Source organism: Bartonella sp. TS82HLJMH (assembly GCF_042193495.1).
Taxonomy (GTDB): domain Bacteria; phylum Pseudomonadota; class Alphaproteobacteria; order Rhizobiales; family Rhizobiaceae; genus Bartonella; species Bartonella grahamii.
In genome coordinates, this window is sequence record NZ_JBHILU010000001.1 from 57862 (window position 1) to 73381 (window position 15520).

Below are 15520 nucleotides of genomic sequence, written 5' to 3' on the forward strand. Positions count from 1 at the left end.
ATTTCATGAATGAACTATCTCGTCCATATAAAATCAGGTCACTCCCTGCAAGTTTCATCCTTTTCATGAAAATAAGTAGTATCGTCTTACCTTGGTTGACTGGCATAACATTGTGTTTCCTTATTTTAGGGCTTATTCTGGTGATGCATTCCCCTAGTGACTATCAACAAGGCATTACTGTTAAGATTATGTACCTTCATGTACCCTTTGCGTGGTTGTCTACATTCTGTTATGTAACGATAAGTGCAGCGGCATTAGGAAATCTGATTTTGAAATATCATCTTGCTGATGTAGCACTTAAATGTGGAGCACCTATTGGAGCGATTTTTACCGCATTGGCTCTCATGACAGGAGCACTTTGGGGGCGACCTACATGGGGAACATGGTGGGTCTGGGATGCACGGTTAACATCAGTTTTAATTCTGCTTTTTATCTATCTTTCCATTATCCTGCTTGGACGTGCTTTTGACAACCAAGTAAAAGGCGCTCGCGCTACTGCAATTCTTACACTTGTTGGATTTGTTAATATCCCTGTTATTAAATTTTCCGTTAATTGGTGGAATACATTGCATCAACCAGCATCATTGCTACGTGCTGGAGGATCAACAATCGACAATGCTATGTTATGGCCCCTTATAACAATGCTATTTTGCTTCATATTTATGTTTATTGCGCTCTATTTGATGGCTATGCGAAATGAAATCAATAGTCATTATATCCGAATACTTCAGATTAAAAAATCCCGCCGTGCACAACAAGAGGACTCTTCATCATGCTCGACCTAAATGGCATCCAGGGCGAACTTTTAGGAAATCTATCTCAGAAAATTGATTTTTTCCTTAGCACCCTTAAACACGAGCAAATTGTTGTTTTAAGCTATGTGCTTTCTGCAATATCCCTCTTATGTCTTATTGGATATATTCTTTGCAAAGCCCTATACCAAAAAAAAATTCTTCAGCAGCTAAACAAAAAAGAGCTGTCACAAAAAGAAAAGTATAATGAAAAACATCCCTCCAAAACTTAAAAAAAATATATCTTTGCCTGTTCTGCTTGTTTTTTTTGGACCATTTGTGCTTTTTCTTCTTCTCATGGTGCTTTTTTTCAACTTTATGGATAAAAAATACCTTCAAGATTCTTCTCTTCTCCCAAACGCATTAGCTGAAAAATCTGCTCCTAATATTCATCTTCCTCTTCTTGATAAAAAAAGTTATCTCAATTCAAAACAGTTTAAAGGACGTGTCACATTGGTCAATTTTTGGGGCTCTTGGTGTTTGCCTTGTCGCGAAGAGCATCCTATTCTTATGAAAATTGCACAAGATAAACGTTTTGATCTGATTGGTATTAATTATAAAGATAACAAAACAAACGCCCTGCGCTTTTTAAACAGTTTTGGTAATCCTTTTAAATTTATTGGCTTTGATATTTCAGGATATACAGCCATTGATTGGGGAATATATGGCCCCCCAGAAACCTTTCTCTTGAATAAAGAGAGCATCATTATTGCCAAACATGTTGGTCCCTTAACATGGCAAATTTATCAAAAAAAAATTCTACCAAAAATTGAACAAGCGATCATGCCAGAAGAAAAATAAAATATCAACATATTGATTTATAAATAATAATTTACTATTTTTATCTATTAAATGAGAATCTCGTGTACTATGAAATTTTTTAAAATTTCTATATGTTGAATCAAAAAAACATTTAAGATAAAGACTAAAAATACCTTTTATGAATTGTCTAAACATGAAAATAATTAGCGATATTTTAAGTTGAAAAATATAATAATGCAGGTTTGTAAAAACATAACGTTTTATCATGCTATGTATGCTATTTTATTTATACGGACCCTCATTCTTCTTAGGAAAATTTGGCAAGAGCATTACCATTGTTGATTCAAAAACATATGCAAAGAAATATCTGTAGAGCAAACCTCAAAAATATAACAAATCCATTCCTTCTCAGCGTCATTAGTATATTTATTCCCATTACACTATCTGTTCGTAATAGAATCTATAAAGTCCATATTGAGTCTATACATTCTTATTCTCTCGATAATTTATCTTATGATTATAACTAATAAGCTTTTTTGACTCTTAATAAGATAAATTCGAGTAAGAAAATATATTTTACAGAGAGCTCTTTTTAAGCACTCTGTGACGTGATCACTGATTTCAACAGAAAGATCACTCGTATACATTAAAAAACTCTAAGACAAGAAATATTCTAGAAGTTCATATGAGCTTATGGGTAAACTTTTATGACGCAAATAAAATAGGTTTTTGTTGTAATCATCATTTTTTTATGAAAAATATTTGATTAGGTTTTTTCTTCTAAAAATTCTTGCGGTGTAAAACAATACGTTTTTGAGCAAAATTCACATGTGACTGAAATATATTTATTTTTAACCATTTTATTGCGTTCATCAATAGAAAATCCTTCTAGGATTCCTTTAATTTTTTCATGTGAACAAGAACATTGATCGACAAGAGAAAAAGGATTAAAAACTCTAACGCCTTGTTCATGAAAAAGACGGAACAAGAGCTGTTTACTACCAACTTGGGGATCTGTTAATTCTGAACTTTCAATCGTTGCCATGAGTATTTTAGCTTCCTGCCATTGGTTATCCAATTGGCTATGGGTTTTCGTTTTTTCTCGCTTTTGATGAGAGGCATCTATTTTATGATGAGACGATTCTTGGGGTAAAAGTTGGATCAAAATACCTCCAGCTCGCCAGCTTTTCTGCGTTTTTCCTTGTTGGTCACGATTAATTAATATAGCAACAGCCAAACGGATATCGGTAGGAATTTGTTCTGATTGATCAAAGTAAATACGAGAAGTTTCTTGTAAATTTGATCCATCTAATGCAACTATCCCTTGATAGGGTTGCATATGGGGACCTTGATCAATTGTGAAGGCTAAAGTGCCTTTTCCTAAAAGTGTTTCTGAAGAGATTTGATTATTGTCTATGGCTTGTTTAAGCTGTTCTTTATCAAAACGAGCGTATCCACGTAAACTGGAAGGAGGCGAAAAATCGCATACCAACATATTAACCGGTCCATCGGAATGAGTTTGTAAAATAAATTTTCCTGTAAGCTTTAGAGAAGTTCCAAGCAGAACAGTTAAAAGTAAAGCTTCTGCTAGAAGATAAGAAACCGGTTCAGGATATTGATGTCTTGTGAGAATAGAATTTAAAGATTCCCCAAGTTGTACGGCACGTCCACGGATATCAAGTTCTTCGACTTGAAAGGGAATAACAGTATCATCTTCATGCAAGAAGTTGTTGTTGAGAGAGGCTTCATCTTTAGCTTGTTTACTCATAGCTTTGCCTTTTTTATATAATTTGTTGTAGAGGGGCTATTGTGGAGAGAAAAACGCATCTTGTAAACACCAAGAAAGAATTGCTTTTTGAGCATGAAGACGATTTTCAGCCTCATCGAAAACAACGGAGTGCGGTCCATCAATCACAGAATCAACCACTTCTTCACCACGATGAGCAGGAAGACAATGCATAAAAAGAGCATCAGATTTTGCTAATTTCATGAGAGCTTCATTGACTTGATAAGGCTGAAAAATGGAATGACTGCGAGCACGAAATTCTTGTCCCATGGAGACCCATGTATCGGTCATAATACAATCAGCATCTTGAGCTGCTTTTTGGGGACTATGGGTTAGTGTAAGGTGCGCTCCTCGTTCACGTGCCCAATGTATAAATTTTTCTTGTGGTTCACTGCCCTTTGGAGTAGCAATACGCAAATGAAAATCAAAAAGAGCTGCGGCCTCAATTAAGGAATGGAGCACATTATTACCATCCCCCATCCACGCGAATATTTTGCCAGCAATTGGCCCCCGATGCTCTTCATAGGTTAATATATCTGCTAAAGTTTGGCAAGGATGTGTATCATCTGTAAGGGCATTAATGACAGGAATTTGTGCATATTGTGCCAATTCGAGCATACGTTGATGTTTTGTTGTTCGTAATATCACGATATCCACAAAACGGGATAAAACACGAGCCGTGTCAGCTATAGTTTCACTATGACCAAGCTGCATCTCTGACCCCGTGAGCATGATTGTATCTCCCCCAAGCTGGCGCATACTGATATCGAATGAAATACGGGTTCGTGTGGATGGTTTTTCAAAAATCATCGCAAGTGTTTTACCTATAAAAGGTTTTGAACCTTTCCCTGCTTTAAAAGATGCTTTAAGGATTTTTGCATAATCGATCAGTGCGCGTGCTATTGATGGCGTTAAAATAGATAAGTCCGTGAAATGACGAAGAGCATTTGTCATGTGTGTAATATTTGTCTTTCTTTGTTTACTTGCGAAAGATACGCTATTGCTTTTTCAATACGATGCAAACTTTCATCTATTTCTTCTTCCCTAATGATAAGAGGAGGCAATAAGCGCACAACATTGTTGTTGGCAGCAACACTTAAGAGATATTCATTTTCTAAAGCATTAACGACAAGATTAGAAGACACAACACACTGAATACCCACCATTAGGCCCATCCCCTGAACTGCGCAGATAATATCAGGATAGATATTGAGAATGTGCAAAAGTCCACTTCTTAGTTTATTTCCCATACGCTGAACATGGTTGAGAAAATTTGGCTCTAACAAAATATCAAGAACACTATTTCCTACAGCCATTCCAAGAAGATTTCCTCCAAAGGTTGAACCATGGGTCCCAAGTGTCATGCTTTTTGCAACTTTATCCGTTGCAAGGCAAGCACCTAATGGAAATCCTCCTCCTAATCCTTTTGCGAGAGTAAGAATATCAGGCGAGACATCACTCCATTCATAAGCAAAAAGCTTCCCTGTTCGTCCTATACCCGTTTGGACTTCATCCAAAATCAATAACAGACCATTATCATCGCATATTTTGCGCAAAAATCTTAAATATTCATGAGAAACTGTTCGTATTCCTCCTTCTCCTTGAATAGGTTCAATAAGAATAGCGGCGGTATTTTTATTAATAGCGTTACGCAAAGCGATTTCATCACAAAAAGGTACTTGAATAAATCCACCAGCTTTAGGTCCAAAGCCTTCAAGATATTTTTCATGCCCAGTCGCAGCAAGTGCTGCAAGTGTACGTCCATGAAATGCCCCTTCAAAAGTAATTATTTCAATGCGTTCTGAATGACCCGCAGCATAGTAATAATGACGTGCCGTTTTGAATGCGCACTCCAATGCTTCAGTGCCTGAATTGCAGAAAAAAACCTTATCCGCAAAACTATTTGCACAAAGCCGCGTAGCAAGAGCTGCTTGTTCAGGGGATTGAAAAATATTAGAAACATGCCAAAGTTTTTCAGCTTGCATTTTAAGCGTATCAACCAATTTTGGATGTGAATACCCTAATGCATTAACAGCAATGCCAGATGTGAAATCAAGATAATGTTCTCCCTTATCGGAAATAAGCCATACACCATGCCCCTGTTTAAAATGCAAATCTCGTCGTGCGAAGCATTCATAAAGTGGTTGTATAGAGACGGCATCCATCATAATTTCCTTTATATTTTAACCTTTTCAATATATATATACAAAGCAACACTACAAATAAAACAACATGGTACATTTTGTTACGGTGCTTTCAACATTTCATTACGATTAATGATTACACCTATGGAATAGATCATTACACCAATTGAAAAAAAGTCAATGAAGGTTCTACAAATAAGCATTTTGGGAAAAAGCCTTAAACAAAAGTGAAAGTTTAACCTATGATTGATTTGCAAGTTGGGGAAAACATTCTAAATAAACTCTTCAAGAGGTAAAGACTCTTGTCATAGAGTGAGTGCATATTGTAATTTATAATATAATAAGCAAGATGATGTGTTTTAGTTTGTAAGTCCACAGGTTGGATGATTTTCTTATGCTCGCTTAGAGTGTAAAATTCTTTCATTCAGCGTAGTGAGAATATTATTAAAACATTTGAAGATGCAAAGGGGGATAGCATCTTAGTGACGTAATCGGAATGGAGTGCTGGTATGGGTTGGACATGTGAACGCGTTGAGCTTCTTAAAAAGCTTTGGAGTGAAGGGTTAAGTGCAAGTCAAATTGCTGCTCAATTAGGTGGGGTCAGCAGAAACGCAGTCATCGGCAAAGTACACCGATTAAAGTTGCCAGGACGCGGTAAAACAGCACAAGGAAGTGCGCGTACGCAAAAAACCCCCGTGGGAAGCAGCCCATCATCTCCACGTGTGCGTCGCAACACATCCACGGTATCGCCAATGAACACATCATCTGTAAGTATTGAAGAAACAGCTTTAAAGACAGAATTTGTAGCGGAAGATATAAAAGAAGTTGATATGTCCACAAAATCCAATGTAGTTGTGCCTATATCACGTCAACTTAATCTTTTACAATTGAGTGAAAATACATGTAGATGGCCGGTTGGCGATCCATTATCAGCAGATTTTCATTTTTGTGGTGCAGATTCTGATGAAAATAGCCCCTATTGTGCCTTCCATGCTAAGTTAGCATTTCAACCAATATCTGAAAGACGTCGTATAAGAGTGTAATATCCTCAATTGAATCTCATATTCTACACCTTCTGCGCTTCGTTATGAAATTTTAATTATTGAATTATTATGAGAAAGAAATTTAATAGAGCTTTTAATGAGTGAAAAAATTTCTTCATGAAACTATTCAACGAAATTGTATCTTTTGTGCTATTGCACAATTATGTGTTGTAAAGTTATATTCCTGTTTATTTCCAAGATTCTCTTTAATTTAGTTGTACTACTTTTAACACTATCCATAGCAATATCTTTTGAATAAGACAATTTCTCATGTTTTTATTCTTCGTGTATTTAATAGAGTAATGCTGTGGTTTATAAAAACAATTTATCGCGTTGCAACCTAAATGAGATCCATCAATATCTCTTTCATTTCAAGCCCTCTTATATTGAATCAATCAAAATCTTTCGTTTGGGCGTCACGAATGAGATGAGAACTGGGGAGAGTAAAAACACTTAAAGAAAAGCATGCCTTCTACAAATGCTTTCAAGTGCCAAGGGCTTCAAGAGTTGTTGCAACATTGGGAGCTAGCAAAGTGTGTGATAATGCCAGCTTGCTCTTTTATTAAGCATAAAGATAGGAGTCTTAATGGATTTATCGTTATACCCTTCATGTATGCCGTTGCAAAATAGGCTTGGGAGCGTTGAGAGATGTTTTTTTAAAACAAGCCTGTAAATATATGCATCCAATGTCATTCTGTTTTGCGTGAGGGATGTGCCCCATTAAAGAACGCGATAAACAAAAGCGTGAAGCAATACGTAGAATGTAAAATTTATAAATAAGGGGATATTGTATTCAAGGCTCTTACGAAATATACGAAAACAATAAATTATTAAGTATAAATAAATATTAAACCTAGAACGACCACAATAACATCACTAACACCACTTTCCTTTTCCCGACACAAAACGGCGCAACCAAACATAAAGTGCACCTTCTCCGCCATGCTGACGAGCTGCTTGCTCAAATGCATGGACATAATATCGAAAAGCTGGTGTTGATAACCAATACGGAACAAATCTATACAAAACTCCATCGCTCCCAACGGATCGTCCTTTTCCTGTAATCACAAGGACATAACGCAATCCTCTCTGCTGAGAGGATTGTAGAAATTTTTTTAAGAAAAAATAAGCTTCTTCCTGCATATAACCGTGGAGATCAAGACGCGCCTCAAGAGGATAACGACCTTGGGAAATTTTACGATGTGCAACATGATCAAAGAAATGAATCTTTTGTACTTGTGTAACTGCCCTCTTTTCTCTTTTAATAATTGTCGAGGGTTGTTGATTTTCCTGAGACAATGAGGAAATTTGAGTTACAGGCTGTTTTTTATCATTAATATTTGCAATAGTTGCTGAAGCAGAAGAGAGCATCTTACCGTGAAGCGGTGTTATCGTACGACAAACCATCTCCCATAAAAGGTGATCCTGTGAAGCCAACAAATCTCTTTTTTGTCTCCGTTTACTTGAGGACATTTTAATTTCTCATAAATCATTGAATGCTTATGGAAGAAAAACAAAAAGTATTTTAATTTTCATTTTCTGTAGCAAAAAGCTTCCAGTTGGGATCTGATGATAAACTATTGCGAACAAAAGTCCAAATATCCCTGATTTCTACAATAGCATCAGGATCACCGTCTATACGCTCGCCCTGTTCATTATAAGTAACAGAAATCATCTCACTGACAATACGTATCGTTAAAAGTTCATCCTTTTCTTGTATTGCCGCCGCAACAAATTCGATCTTATTAATTCCAATAAAAGTGAATTCTATTCTTTCTTTATTTTTTTCTCGTTGCTCAATAGCCGTACAAAAGCTCTCAAAAACATCCTGACAAAGCAAACTTTTAAGTTGATTGCGATCACCTTTGGCAAAAGCCGTTACAATCATCTCATAAGCAATTTGTGCACCTTTTATAAAAAATTGAGGAGAAAAATGAGGATCCATTCTATGAAATTCCCGCAAATTTTTATTCAAAATACTCCCCTCCGGTGCAATTTTATCAATTTCACTAAAGTCGTCTTTTTGTGAATTTTTCTGATAAGGGAACGAAACAATATTATCAGCCGTTTCTGCTTCAACCTGTTTTTTAGAACGACGTGAATAAGGATCAAAGGGGGGCTTTTCAAACCCAATTCGTTTCCCTAATACATTACGGAGTTGCACAAAAATAACAACCATAACAACAAGAGCTATGACAAGTATAACGTCAAATTCCATGGGCGCTGTCAATCTCCAAAGCTTAAATCTTTAATAAACATTGCAGTCAATACCATTTATCAATAAATATGTAAAATAAGGAATCCTACCATTCAAATATTTTTATAGATTTTATATTAAATGGAGTGCTCTTAAGAATTCCTCCCCACCTCATCCAGAAGGAAATTTGCATGTGATAAAACTTTATTCTATAAATCCTCGTTTTTTTGTTGTTATCTTTCTTTGCATTCTTTTAATCGAGATCGCTGTTTTTATCTTTGTTGGTCAAGAAATTGGTATTTTAGCAACTTTGAGTTTGGTTATTCTCACAACCATAGTTGGGGTTGTTTTATTGCGAGTTCAAGGGTTTAGCCTTTTAAAAAACATACAAACTGAACTTATCCAAGGGCGTACATTAGAGAATAATATTATTAATGATGTTTTCATCATGTTTAGTGCAATTTTACTTATTCTTCCTGGCTTTGTAAGTGATCTCTTGGGAATATTACTTCTTATTAAACCAATTCGCTCTGTTGTTTGGCATTTCTTTATATCATTACAAAACAAAATGAATTCCAATACTAAAAGAAAAAATGATGCTGAAAAAATAATTGATCTTAATGCAGAAGATTACACAATTTATGATACGACAGAATCTCCAAGGCGCAAAAATGATAATAACCATTGAAATGCCTAAAAAATCTGTACCAAACTAAAAAAATATTCAAGATAAAGAGCGCATTTCTTGCAACCTTTTGCAAGGCGTGATAACCAATTTGGTCTTTAGATCTAAAATAAATATACATATTATAATGAGAGAGGTTCGTCGTATGGCCGAAGATGAAATGAATAACAGTGGTGGAGAGCCGGTTTTTGCTGTATTAACTCAATATTTAAAAGATTTATCATTCGAAAACCCAGGTGCTCCTCGTTCATTGCGTACACGTGAAAAATCACCACAAATTGATATCAATATTAACGTCAATGCTAACCCAATTGGTGATGACAATTATGATGTCGTTTTGTCTCTCTCCGTTAAAGCCAATGATGAAACTGAAATCTTATTTCATGTAGAACTGATTTACGGTGGTGTTTTCCACCTTAAAAACATTCCACAAGAACATGTTATGCCATTGGTCTTTATTGAATGTCCTCGTCTTTTATTCCCATTTGCTCGCCAAATTATATCTGATGCTACTCAAAATGGTGGTTTTCCACCTTTATGGATTGATCCTATTGATTTTGCAGCCCTCTTCCAAAAGCGTCTCGCTGAAGAACAAAAAGACAATCAAATACAACCATCTTAAAAAATTTATTCTTTTGCTATCATAAAGCCCCTTGATATATTATTGGTATATTAGGGGCTTTTTTCCTTTAGACAACTTTTGCGGCATGATAAGCCGCAAGCATTGCAATATTGACAACATCTGTATCGTTTCCGCTAAACGGTACAATTTGGACAGATTTTTCCAATCCAATTAAAATAGGACCAATGATGGTTGCTTCACCAAGTTCTTGTAACATTTTGCTTGCAATGGAAGACGCGTGATATCCAGGCATAACCAAAATGTTAGAGGGCTCTGTTAATCCCATAAATGGATATTGCTGCATCAATTTGGAATTGAGCGCCACATCGGCGCTCAATTCTCCATCAAACTCAAAATCAACCTTGCGTTCATGCAAAATATTAATCGCATCCTGAATTTGCTGTGTGATTTGCCCTTTCATATAACCAAACGTAGAAAATGCTAAAAATGCTACCCGTGGTTGATATCCGAATCCACGTACAAACGAAGCGGTTTGTTCCGCTATATCCGCAAGTTCTTTAGCATTAGGATTTTCATAAACAGCTGTATCCGCAATAAACACAGTTCGTCCTCGGCAAATGGCCATTGAGATACCAATCAATCGTTCTTTTGGTTTTTCATCAATTGCACGACGTATATCGATCAGCGCTGTTTCATAATTGCGTGTCACCCCTGTAACCATTGCATCAGCATCTCCTAGTGCCACCATACACGCAGCAAAATAATTGCGATCATTATTGATACGACGATGACAATCACGTAACAGCCAGCCTTGACGCTGCATCTTTTTATAAAGATAATTCGCATAAGCATCTGTACGACAGGAAAGCTTAGCATTCATAATAGAAATACCTTCACGCTCCAGATCAATTCCAGCGATAATAGCTGTTTCTCTTACTTGCTCTTCACGACCAACCAAAATCGCTTGTCCTAATTTTTGATGAACATAGGAAACGGCTGCCCGCATAACTTGCTCTTCTTCACCTTCTGCAAAGACAATTTGTTTTGGTGCTTGACGAACATGGTTATAAACCCCACGCATCATCGAGGAAGTAGGATCACGTCTCGCATTCAAATCGCGCTCATAGGCCTCTAAATCATCTATGTTCTTTTGCGCAACACCGCTTTCCATTGCTGCTTTTGCTACCGCTATTGAAACAACCGTCAATAAACGCGGATCAAAAGGAACAGGGATGATATAATTAGGACCAAATTTTAATCGCTTTCCACGATAAGCTTCTGCAACGCTGTCAGGCACTTCTTCATGCGCTAAATTGGCAAGAGCCTTTGCCGCAGCAATCTTCATTTCTTCATTAATAACTCTTGCACGCACATCCAGTGCACCACGAAATATATAAGGAAAGCAGAGAACATTATTAATCTGATTTGGATAATCGGAACGCCCTGTTGCGACAATGGCATCATGACGCACTTGCATAACTTCTTCCGGCGTAATTTCTGGATCAGGATTAGCCATAGCAAAAATGATCGGCTGTGGTGCCATAGATCTTACCATTTCAGGAGTAAGAGCACCTTTAGCAGAAACCCCAAAAAATATATCTGCACCTTCCATTGCTTCCATAAGCGTACGTTTATCTGTTTGAATAGCATGCGCAGATTTCCACTGATTCATTCCCTCTTTGCGGCCTTCATAGACCACACCCTTTGTATCACATAATATGATATTTTCGGAACGAAATCCCATCGCTTTAATCAGTTCAATACAAGCAATTCCTGCAGAACCAGCACCATTACAGACTAACCGCGTATTTTGCATATCGCGCCCTGTTAAAGTCAAAGCGTTGAGAACACCAGCAGCAACAATAATTGCTGTACCATGTTGATCGTCGTGAAAAACAGGTATATTCATCACCTCGCGTAGGTGGCTTTCAATCATAAAGCACTCTGGCGCCTTAATATCTTCAAGATTAATTCCACCAAAAGAAGGTTCTAAATGACGCACCAAATTGATAAAACTTTCTGTATCGTTTATATCAATTTCTAAATCAATGGAATCAATATCCGCAAAACGCTTAAACAGCACTGCTTTGCCTTCCATGACCGGCTTAGAGGCAAGGGCTCCTAAATTGCCTAACCCTAAAATAGCTGTACCATTTGAAATAACAGCAACAAGATTTCCTTTTGCTGTATAATCATAAGCTAGCGCTGGATTTTGAGCAATTGCCTTAACTGGAACTGCAACACCTGGTGAATAAGCAAGTGCTAAGTCATGCTGTGTGGCCATAGACTTTGTTGCAACAATCTCAAGCTTTCCTGGTCGATCACGACTATGAAAATCTAGAGCTTCTCGTTCGCTCACACTGTAAACAGTTTGAGACATTTTCTGATCCTGCTCGCTCTCTTTCATCTCACTTTATTTTCTCCAAAAACAGTGTAAATTTTGCTTGATAATGCGTATAGTCATTAAATTTGATTCATATATTAGAAATCGCTATTCTTGCCTTAGCAAATCTGATGATGCGTTGCAATTTAGAGATAAATAGATATTGAAGTAAACAAAAAAGAGTAAAAACTTCACTTAAAAGGAACAGGCCTCGTACAAATGGATAAAAAAAATAACCATAAAAATAATTTAATTCCACAGCCTGCCTCCTCATCTGCTTCCTCTCAAGAACGTCTGACACCTATGATGGAGCAGTACATAGAAATCAAAGCCGTCCATCATGATTCCCTTCTCTTTTACCGAATGGGGGATTTTTATGAATTATTTTTTAATGATGCAATTGAAGCTGCTCAGGCTTTAGGAATCACACTCACAGCACGCGGAAAACATTTAGGACAAGATATTCCTATGTGCGGTGTTCCCGTTCATGCCGCTGATGATTATTTACAAAAACTGATTGCTTGTGGTTACCGAGTTGCTGTTTGTGAACAAATAGAAGATCCTGCTGAAGCAAAAAAACGTGGCTCAAAATCTGTTGTTCGGCGTGATGTTGTTCGCCTTGTAACACCTGGAACGATAACTGAAGAAAAACTCCTTGATCCAACACGCGCAAATTATTTGATGACACTTTCCCGTATAAAAACTAGCGATGGAGAGGAATTTGCTCTTTCTTGGATTGATATCTCAACAGGCATATTTCGTGTAACAGAAAGCCGGCAAGAAAAACTTTTAGCAGATATTATGCGTGTGGATCCACAAGAAATCATTGTTGCTGATTCATTCTTTCATGATAAATCTCACAAATCGCTTTTTAATGTTCTTGATCGTATCATTTCACCTCAACCTGCTTGCCTCTTTGAGGTACTAACTGCTGAACGCGATATTTGCAATTATTTTAAACTCTCAACTCTTGAAGGCGTTGCCGATTATTCACGTTCCGAACTCTCTGCAATTGTAGCTGCTATTCGTTATATCGAAAAAACACAAATCACGCATCGTCCTCCCCTCATGCAGCCTGAGCGCCAAAATGAAAGTGCGACTCTTTTTATTGATGCCGCAACCAGATTAAGCCTTGAACTTATTCGTACGACATCAGGTCAACGGGATGGAAGTTTATTAAAAGCTATTGATCGCACTGTAACAGGAGGAGGATCACGCCTTCTCATCGATCGCCTCATTGCTCCCCTCACCACTCCTTCAGCTATTGATACACGTTTGGATTCTATCGATTTTTTTCTACGTAATCCTTCTCTTGCAGAAGCGATAAAGCTTACTTTAAAAGGAGGACCAGATATGCCCCGCGCCGCTTCACGTTTGGCTCTTGGACGAGGAGGTCCCCGTGATATGGCGACAATCCAGCGCGGCTTTGAAATCATTCGTGAATTGCATCAACTTCTTAATAATGAGCTTCTGCCTCAAGAAATAAGTGATGTACAACAGGTTTTCTCAAACTTACCCACAACGTTATACTTTCATTTAGAACAAGCATTAGCTAATGATCTCCCACTCCTTAAACGTGATGGTGGTTTTATTCGTTCAAATTATCATAAAGAGCTCGATGAAATGCGTGCTTTACGTGATGAATCACGCCGTGTCATTGCTGAACTTCAAGCGCAATATGCCCAAGAAACAGATATTAAGACGCTTAAAATAAAGCATAATAATATTCTAGGTTATTTCATTGAAGTAACCAGTACACAAGCATCTGCTCTTACAAATAATCCACAAGCTAAAGCACGTTTTATTCATCGGCAAACAATGGCAAACGCTATGCGTTTTACGACAACAGAGCTTGCGGACCTTGAAAGCCGTATTGCCCATGCTGCCAATCACGCATTGACACTTGAACTAGAGATTTTTGATATTCTCGTTCAGGAAATTACCGAACAAGTTGATTTTATTCGTAAAGCCTCTGAAGCACTTGCTATTTTAGATGTCTCTGTCGCTTTAGCATATCTTGCTGAAGAACAAGGCTATTGCCGACCTAAAATTGATCTTTCACTTACCTTTCATATCACAGCAGGACGCCATCCTGTCGTCGAGCAAGCACTCCGCAAACAAGCAGCAGAACCTTTTATTGCCAATAATTGTGATCTCTCTGTGCAAGAAAATCAGCAATATGCAGCAATCTGGCTGTTGACAGGGCCTAATATGGGAGGAAAATCAACTTTTTTGCGGCAAAATGCTCTTATTGCTATTATGGCGCAAATGGGATCCTTCGTTCCAGCGACTTCAGCACATATTGGTGTCGTTGACCGCCTGTTTAGTCGTGTCGGGGCTTCCGATGATCTTGCACGGGGGCGCTCAACCTTTATGATGGAAATGGTTGAAACAGCAACGATTCTCAATCATGCTAGCCACCATTCCCTTGTTATTCTTGATGAAATAGGGCGTGGGACATCAACTTTTGATGGACTTTCTATTGCTTGGGCTGCCGTTGAGTATCTCCATGAATTTAACCATTGTCGTGCTATTCTCGCTACCCATTTTCATGAAATGACTGCACTTACCGAAAAACTTGACAGATTGCATAATGTAACCATGAAAGTCAAAAATTGGGATGGTAATGTAGTTTTTCTTCATGAGGTCACACCAGGAGCTGCTGACCGTTCCTATGGTGTACAAGTCGCAAAGCTTGCTGGACTTCCCCCAGCCGTTATTACACGAGCAACAGATGTACTCCATCAATTAGAACAAGGTGAAATGGCTGGAAAAGGACATAAACTCATTGATGATTTACCACTCTTTTCTCTTAAAGCAACATCTCCCGTCAATGAAGCAAGAAATAAACATTGTGTACTTCACGAAGCTTTAAAAAATATCCATCCCGATGAACTCTCTCCTAAACAAGCTTTAGAAGCAATTTACCACCTCAAACAGCTTGAAAAGAGTAACTCTTTATAGAAAACGGATGTTATTTTTTATTAAAAAGTCTTCTTAATAGGAGATAAAGTATCCCTTTTTGATACGCAACAGCACAAACTGTTGTTTACAGTATTCCCATCTCTTTTCTACACGATATATTTTGATAAGTGTAATGCATATAGAGGCAAAATCCTATGCATTATATTTCATATTTCCTTAGG

13 protein-coding genes are annotated in these 15520 nt (G+C 37.4%); 7 read left to right on the forward strand and 6 right to left on the reverse strand.

Going from position 1 to position 15520, the window contains the following annotated elements:
- The first annotated feature begins 5 nt into the window (after positions 1 to 5).
- Genes ACFIKO_RS00215 through ACFIKO_RS00225 form a run of 3 tightly spaced genes read left to right on the forward strand, consistent with a single transcriptional unit; the run spans position 6 to position 1592 of the window.
- Positions 6 to 785 (forward strand): heme ABC transporter permease, encoded by a 780-nt coding sequence (locus tag ACFIKO_RS00215; RefSeq protein ID WP_375619275.1) that lies wholly within the window; start codon positions 6 to 8, stop codon positions 783 to 785.
- A complete protein-coding gene (locus tag ACFIKO_RS00220) occupies positions 773 to 1024 on the forward strand; it encodes a hypothetical protein (protein WP_375619274.1) in 252 nt (83 codons plus the stop codon). Before ACFIKO_RS00215 ends, ACFIKO_RS00220 begins: the two co-directional genes overlap by 13 nt.
- A complete protein-coding gene (locus tag ACFIKO_RS00225; RefSeq protein ID WP_375673030.1) occupies positions 999 to 1592 on the forward strand; it encodes a DsbE family thiol:disulfide interchange protein in 594 nt (197 codons plus the stop codon). Before ACFIKO_RS00220 ends, ACFIKO_RS00225 begins: the two co-directional genes overlap by 26 nt.
- Positions 1593 to 2319: 727 nt before the next feature.
- Here the strand turns inward: ACFIKO_RS00225 and ACFIKO_RS00230 are convergent.
- Genes ACFIKO_RS00230 through ACFIKO_RS00240 form a run of 3 tightly spaced genes read right to left on the reverse strand, consistent with a single transcriptional unit; the run spans position 2320 to position 5504 of the window.
- Positions 2320 to 3321, reverse strand: a complete 1002-nt coding sequence (locus tag ACFIKO_RS00230) for an Hsp33 family molecular chaperone (RefSeq protein WP_375619272.1) — start codon at positions 3319 to 3321, stop codon at positions 2320 to 2322.
- Between the two features lie 36 nt (positions 3322 to 3357).
- Positions 3358 to 4293, reverse strand: a complete 936-nt coding sequence (argF, locus tag ACFIKO_RS00235; RefSeq protein WP_375619271.1) for an ornithine carbamoyltransferase — start codon at positions 4291 to 4293, stop codon at positions 3358 to 3360.
- Complete coding sequence (locus ACFIKO_RS00240) at positions 4290 to 5504, reverse strand: aspartate aminotransferase family protein (RefSeq protein ID WP_375619307.1); 1215 nt, start codon at positions 5502 to 5504, stop codon at positions 4290 to 4292. Before ACFIKO_RS00240 ends, argF begins: the two co-directional genes overlap by 4 nt.
- A 488-nt stretch (positions 5505 to 5992) precedes the next feature.
- Between ACFIKO_RS00240 and ACFIKO_RS00245 the strand changes: the two genes are divergently transcribed.
- Positions 5993 to 6526 (forward strand): GcrA family cell cycle regulator, encoded by a 534-nt coding sequence (locus tag ACFIKO_RS00245; RefSeq protein ID WP_273787476.1) that lies wholly within the window; start codon positions 5993 to 5995, stop codon positions 6524 to 6526.
- An 876-nt stretch (positions 6527 to 7402) separates the two neighbouring features.
- Here the strand turns inward: ACFIKO_RS00245 and ACFIKO_RS00250 are convergent.
- Positions 7403 to 7999, reverse strand: coding sequence for a Smr/MutS family protein (locus tag ACFIKO_RS00250; protein WP_375673031.1), 597 nt, complete (start codon positions 7997 to 7999; stop codon positions 7403 to 7405).
- Between the two features lie 52 nt (positions 8000 to 8051).
- Positions 8052 to 8744: a Tim44/TimA family putative adaptor protein gene (locus ACFIKO_RS00255; RefSeq protein ID WP_375619269.1), complete on the reverse strand. Its 693-nt coding sequence runs from the start codon at positions 8742 to 8744 to the stop codon at positions 8052 to 8054.
- Positions 8745 to 8916: 172 nt separating this feature from the next.
- Here ACFIKO_RS00255 and ACFIKO_RS00260 point away from each other — a divergent pair, with 172 nt between their 5' ends.
- On the forward strand, positions 8917 to 9411 hold the full coding sequence (locus tag ACFIKO_RS00260; protein ID WP_375619268.1) for an FxsA family protein: 495 nt from the start codon (positions 8917 to 8919) through the stop codon (positions 9409 to 9411).
- A gap of 142 nt (positions 9412 to 9553) precedes the next feature.
- Positions 9554 to 10030, forward strand: coding sequence for a protein-export chaperone SecB (secB, locus tag ACFIKO_RS00265; RefSeq protein ID WP_375619267.1), 477 nt, complete (start codon positions 9554 to 9556; stop codon positions 10028 to 10030).
- 67 nt (positions 10031 to 10097) lie between these two features.
- Here secB and ACFIKO_RS00270 read toward each other — a convergent pair whose 3' ends face one another.
- Positions 10098 to 12398, reverse strand: coding sequence for an NADP-dependent malic enzyme (locus tag ACFIKO_RS00270; RefSeq protein ID WP_375619265.1), 2301 nt, complete (start codon positions 12396 to 12398; stop codon positions 10098 to 10100).
- Between the two features lie 195 nt (positions 12399 to 12593).
- Between ACFIKO_RS00270 and mutS the strand changes: the two genes are divergently transcribed.
- Positions 12594 to 15338 carry a DNA mismatch repair protein MutS gene (gene mutS / locus ACFIKO_RS00275; protein WP_375673032.1) on the forward strand — a complete coding sequence of 915 codons (2745 nt, stop codon included), beginning with the start codon at positions 12594 to 12596 and terminating at the stop codon, positions 15336 to 15338.
- Positions 15339 to 15520: the final 182 nt, after the last annotated feature.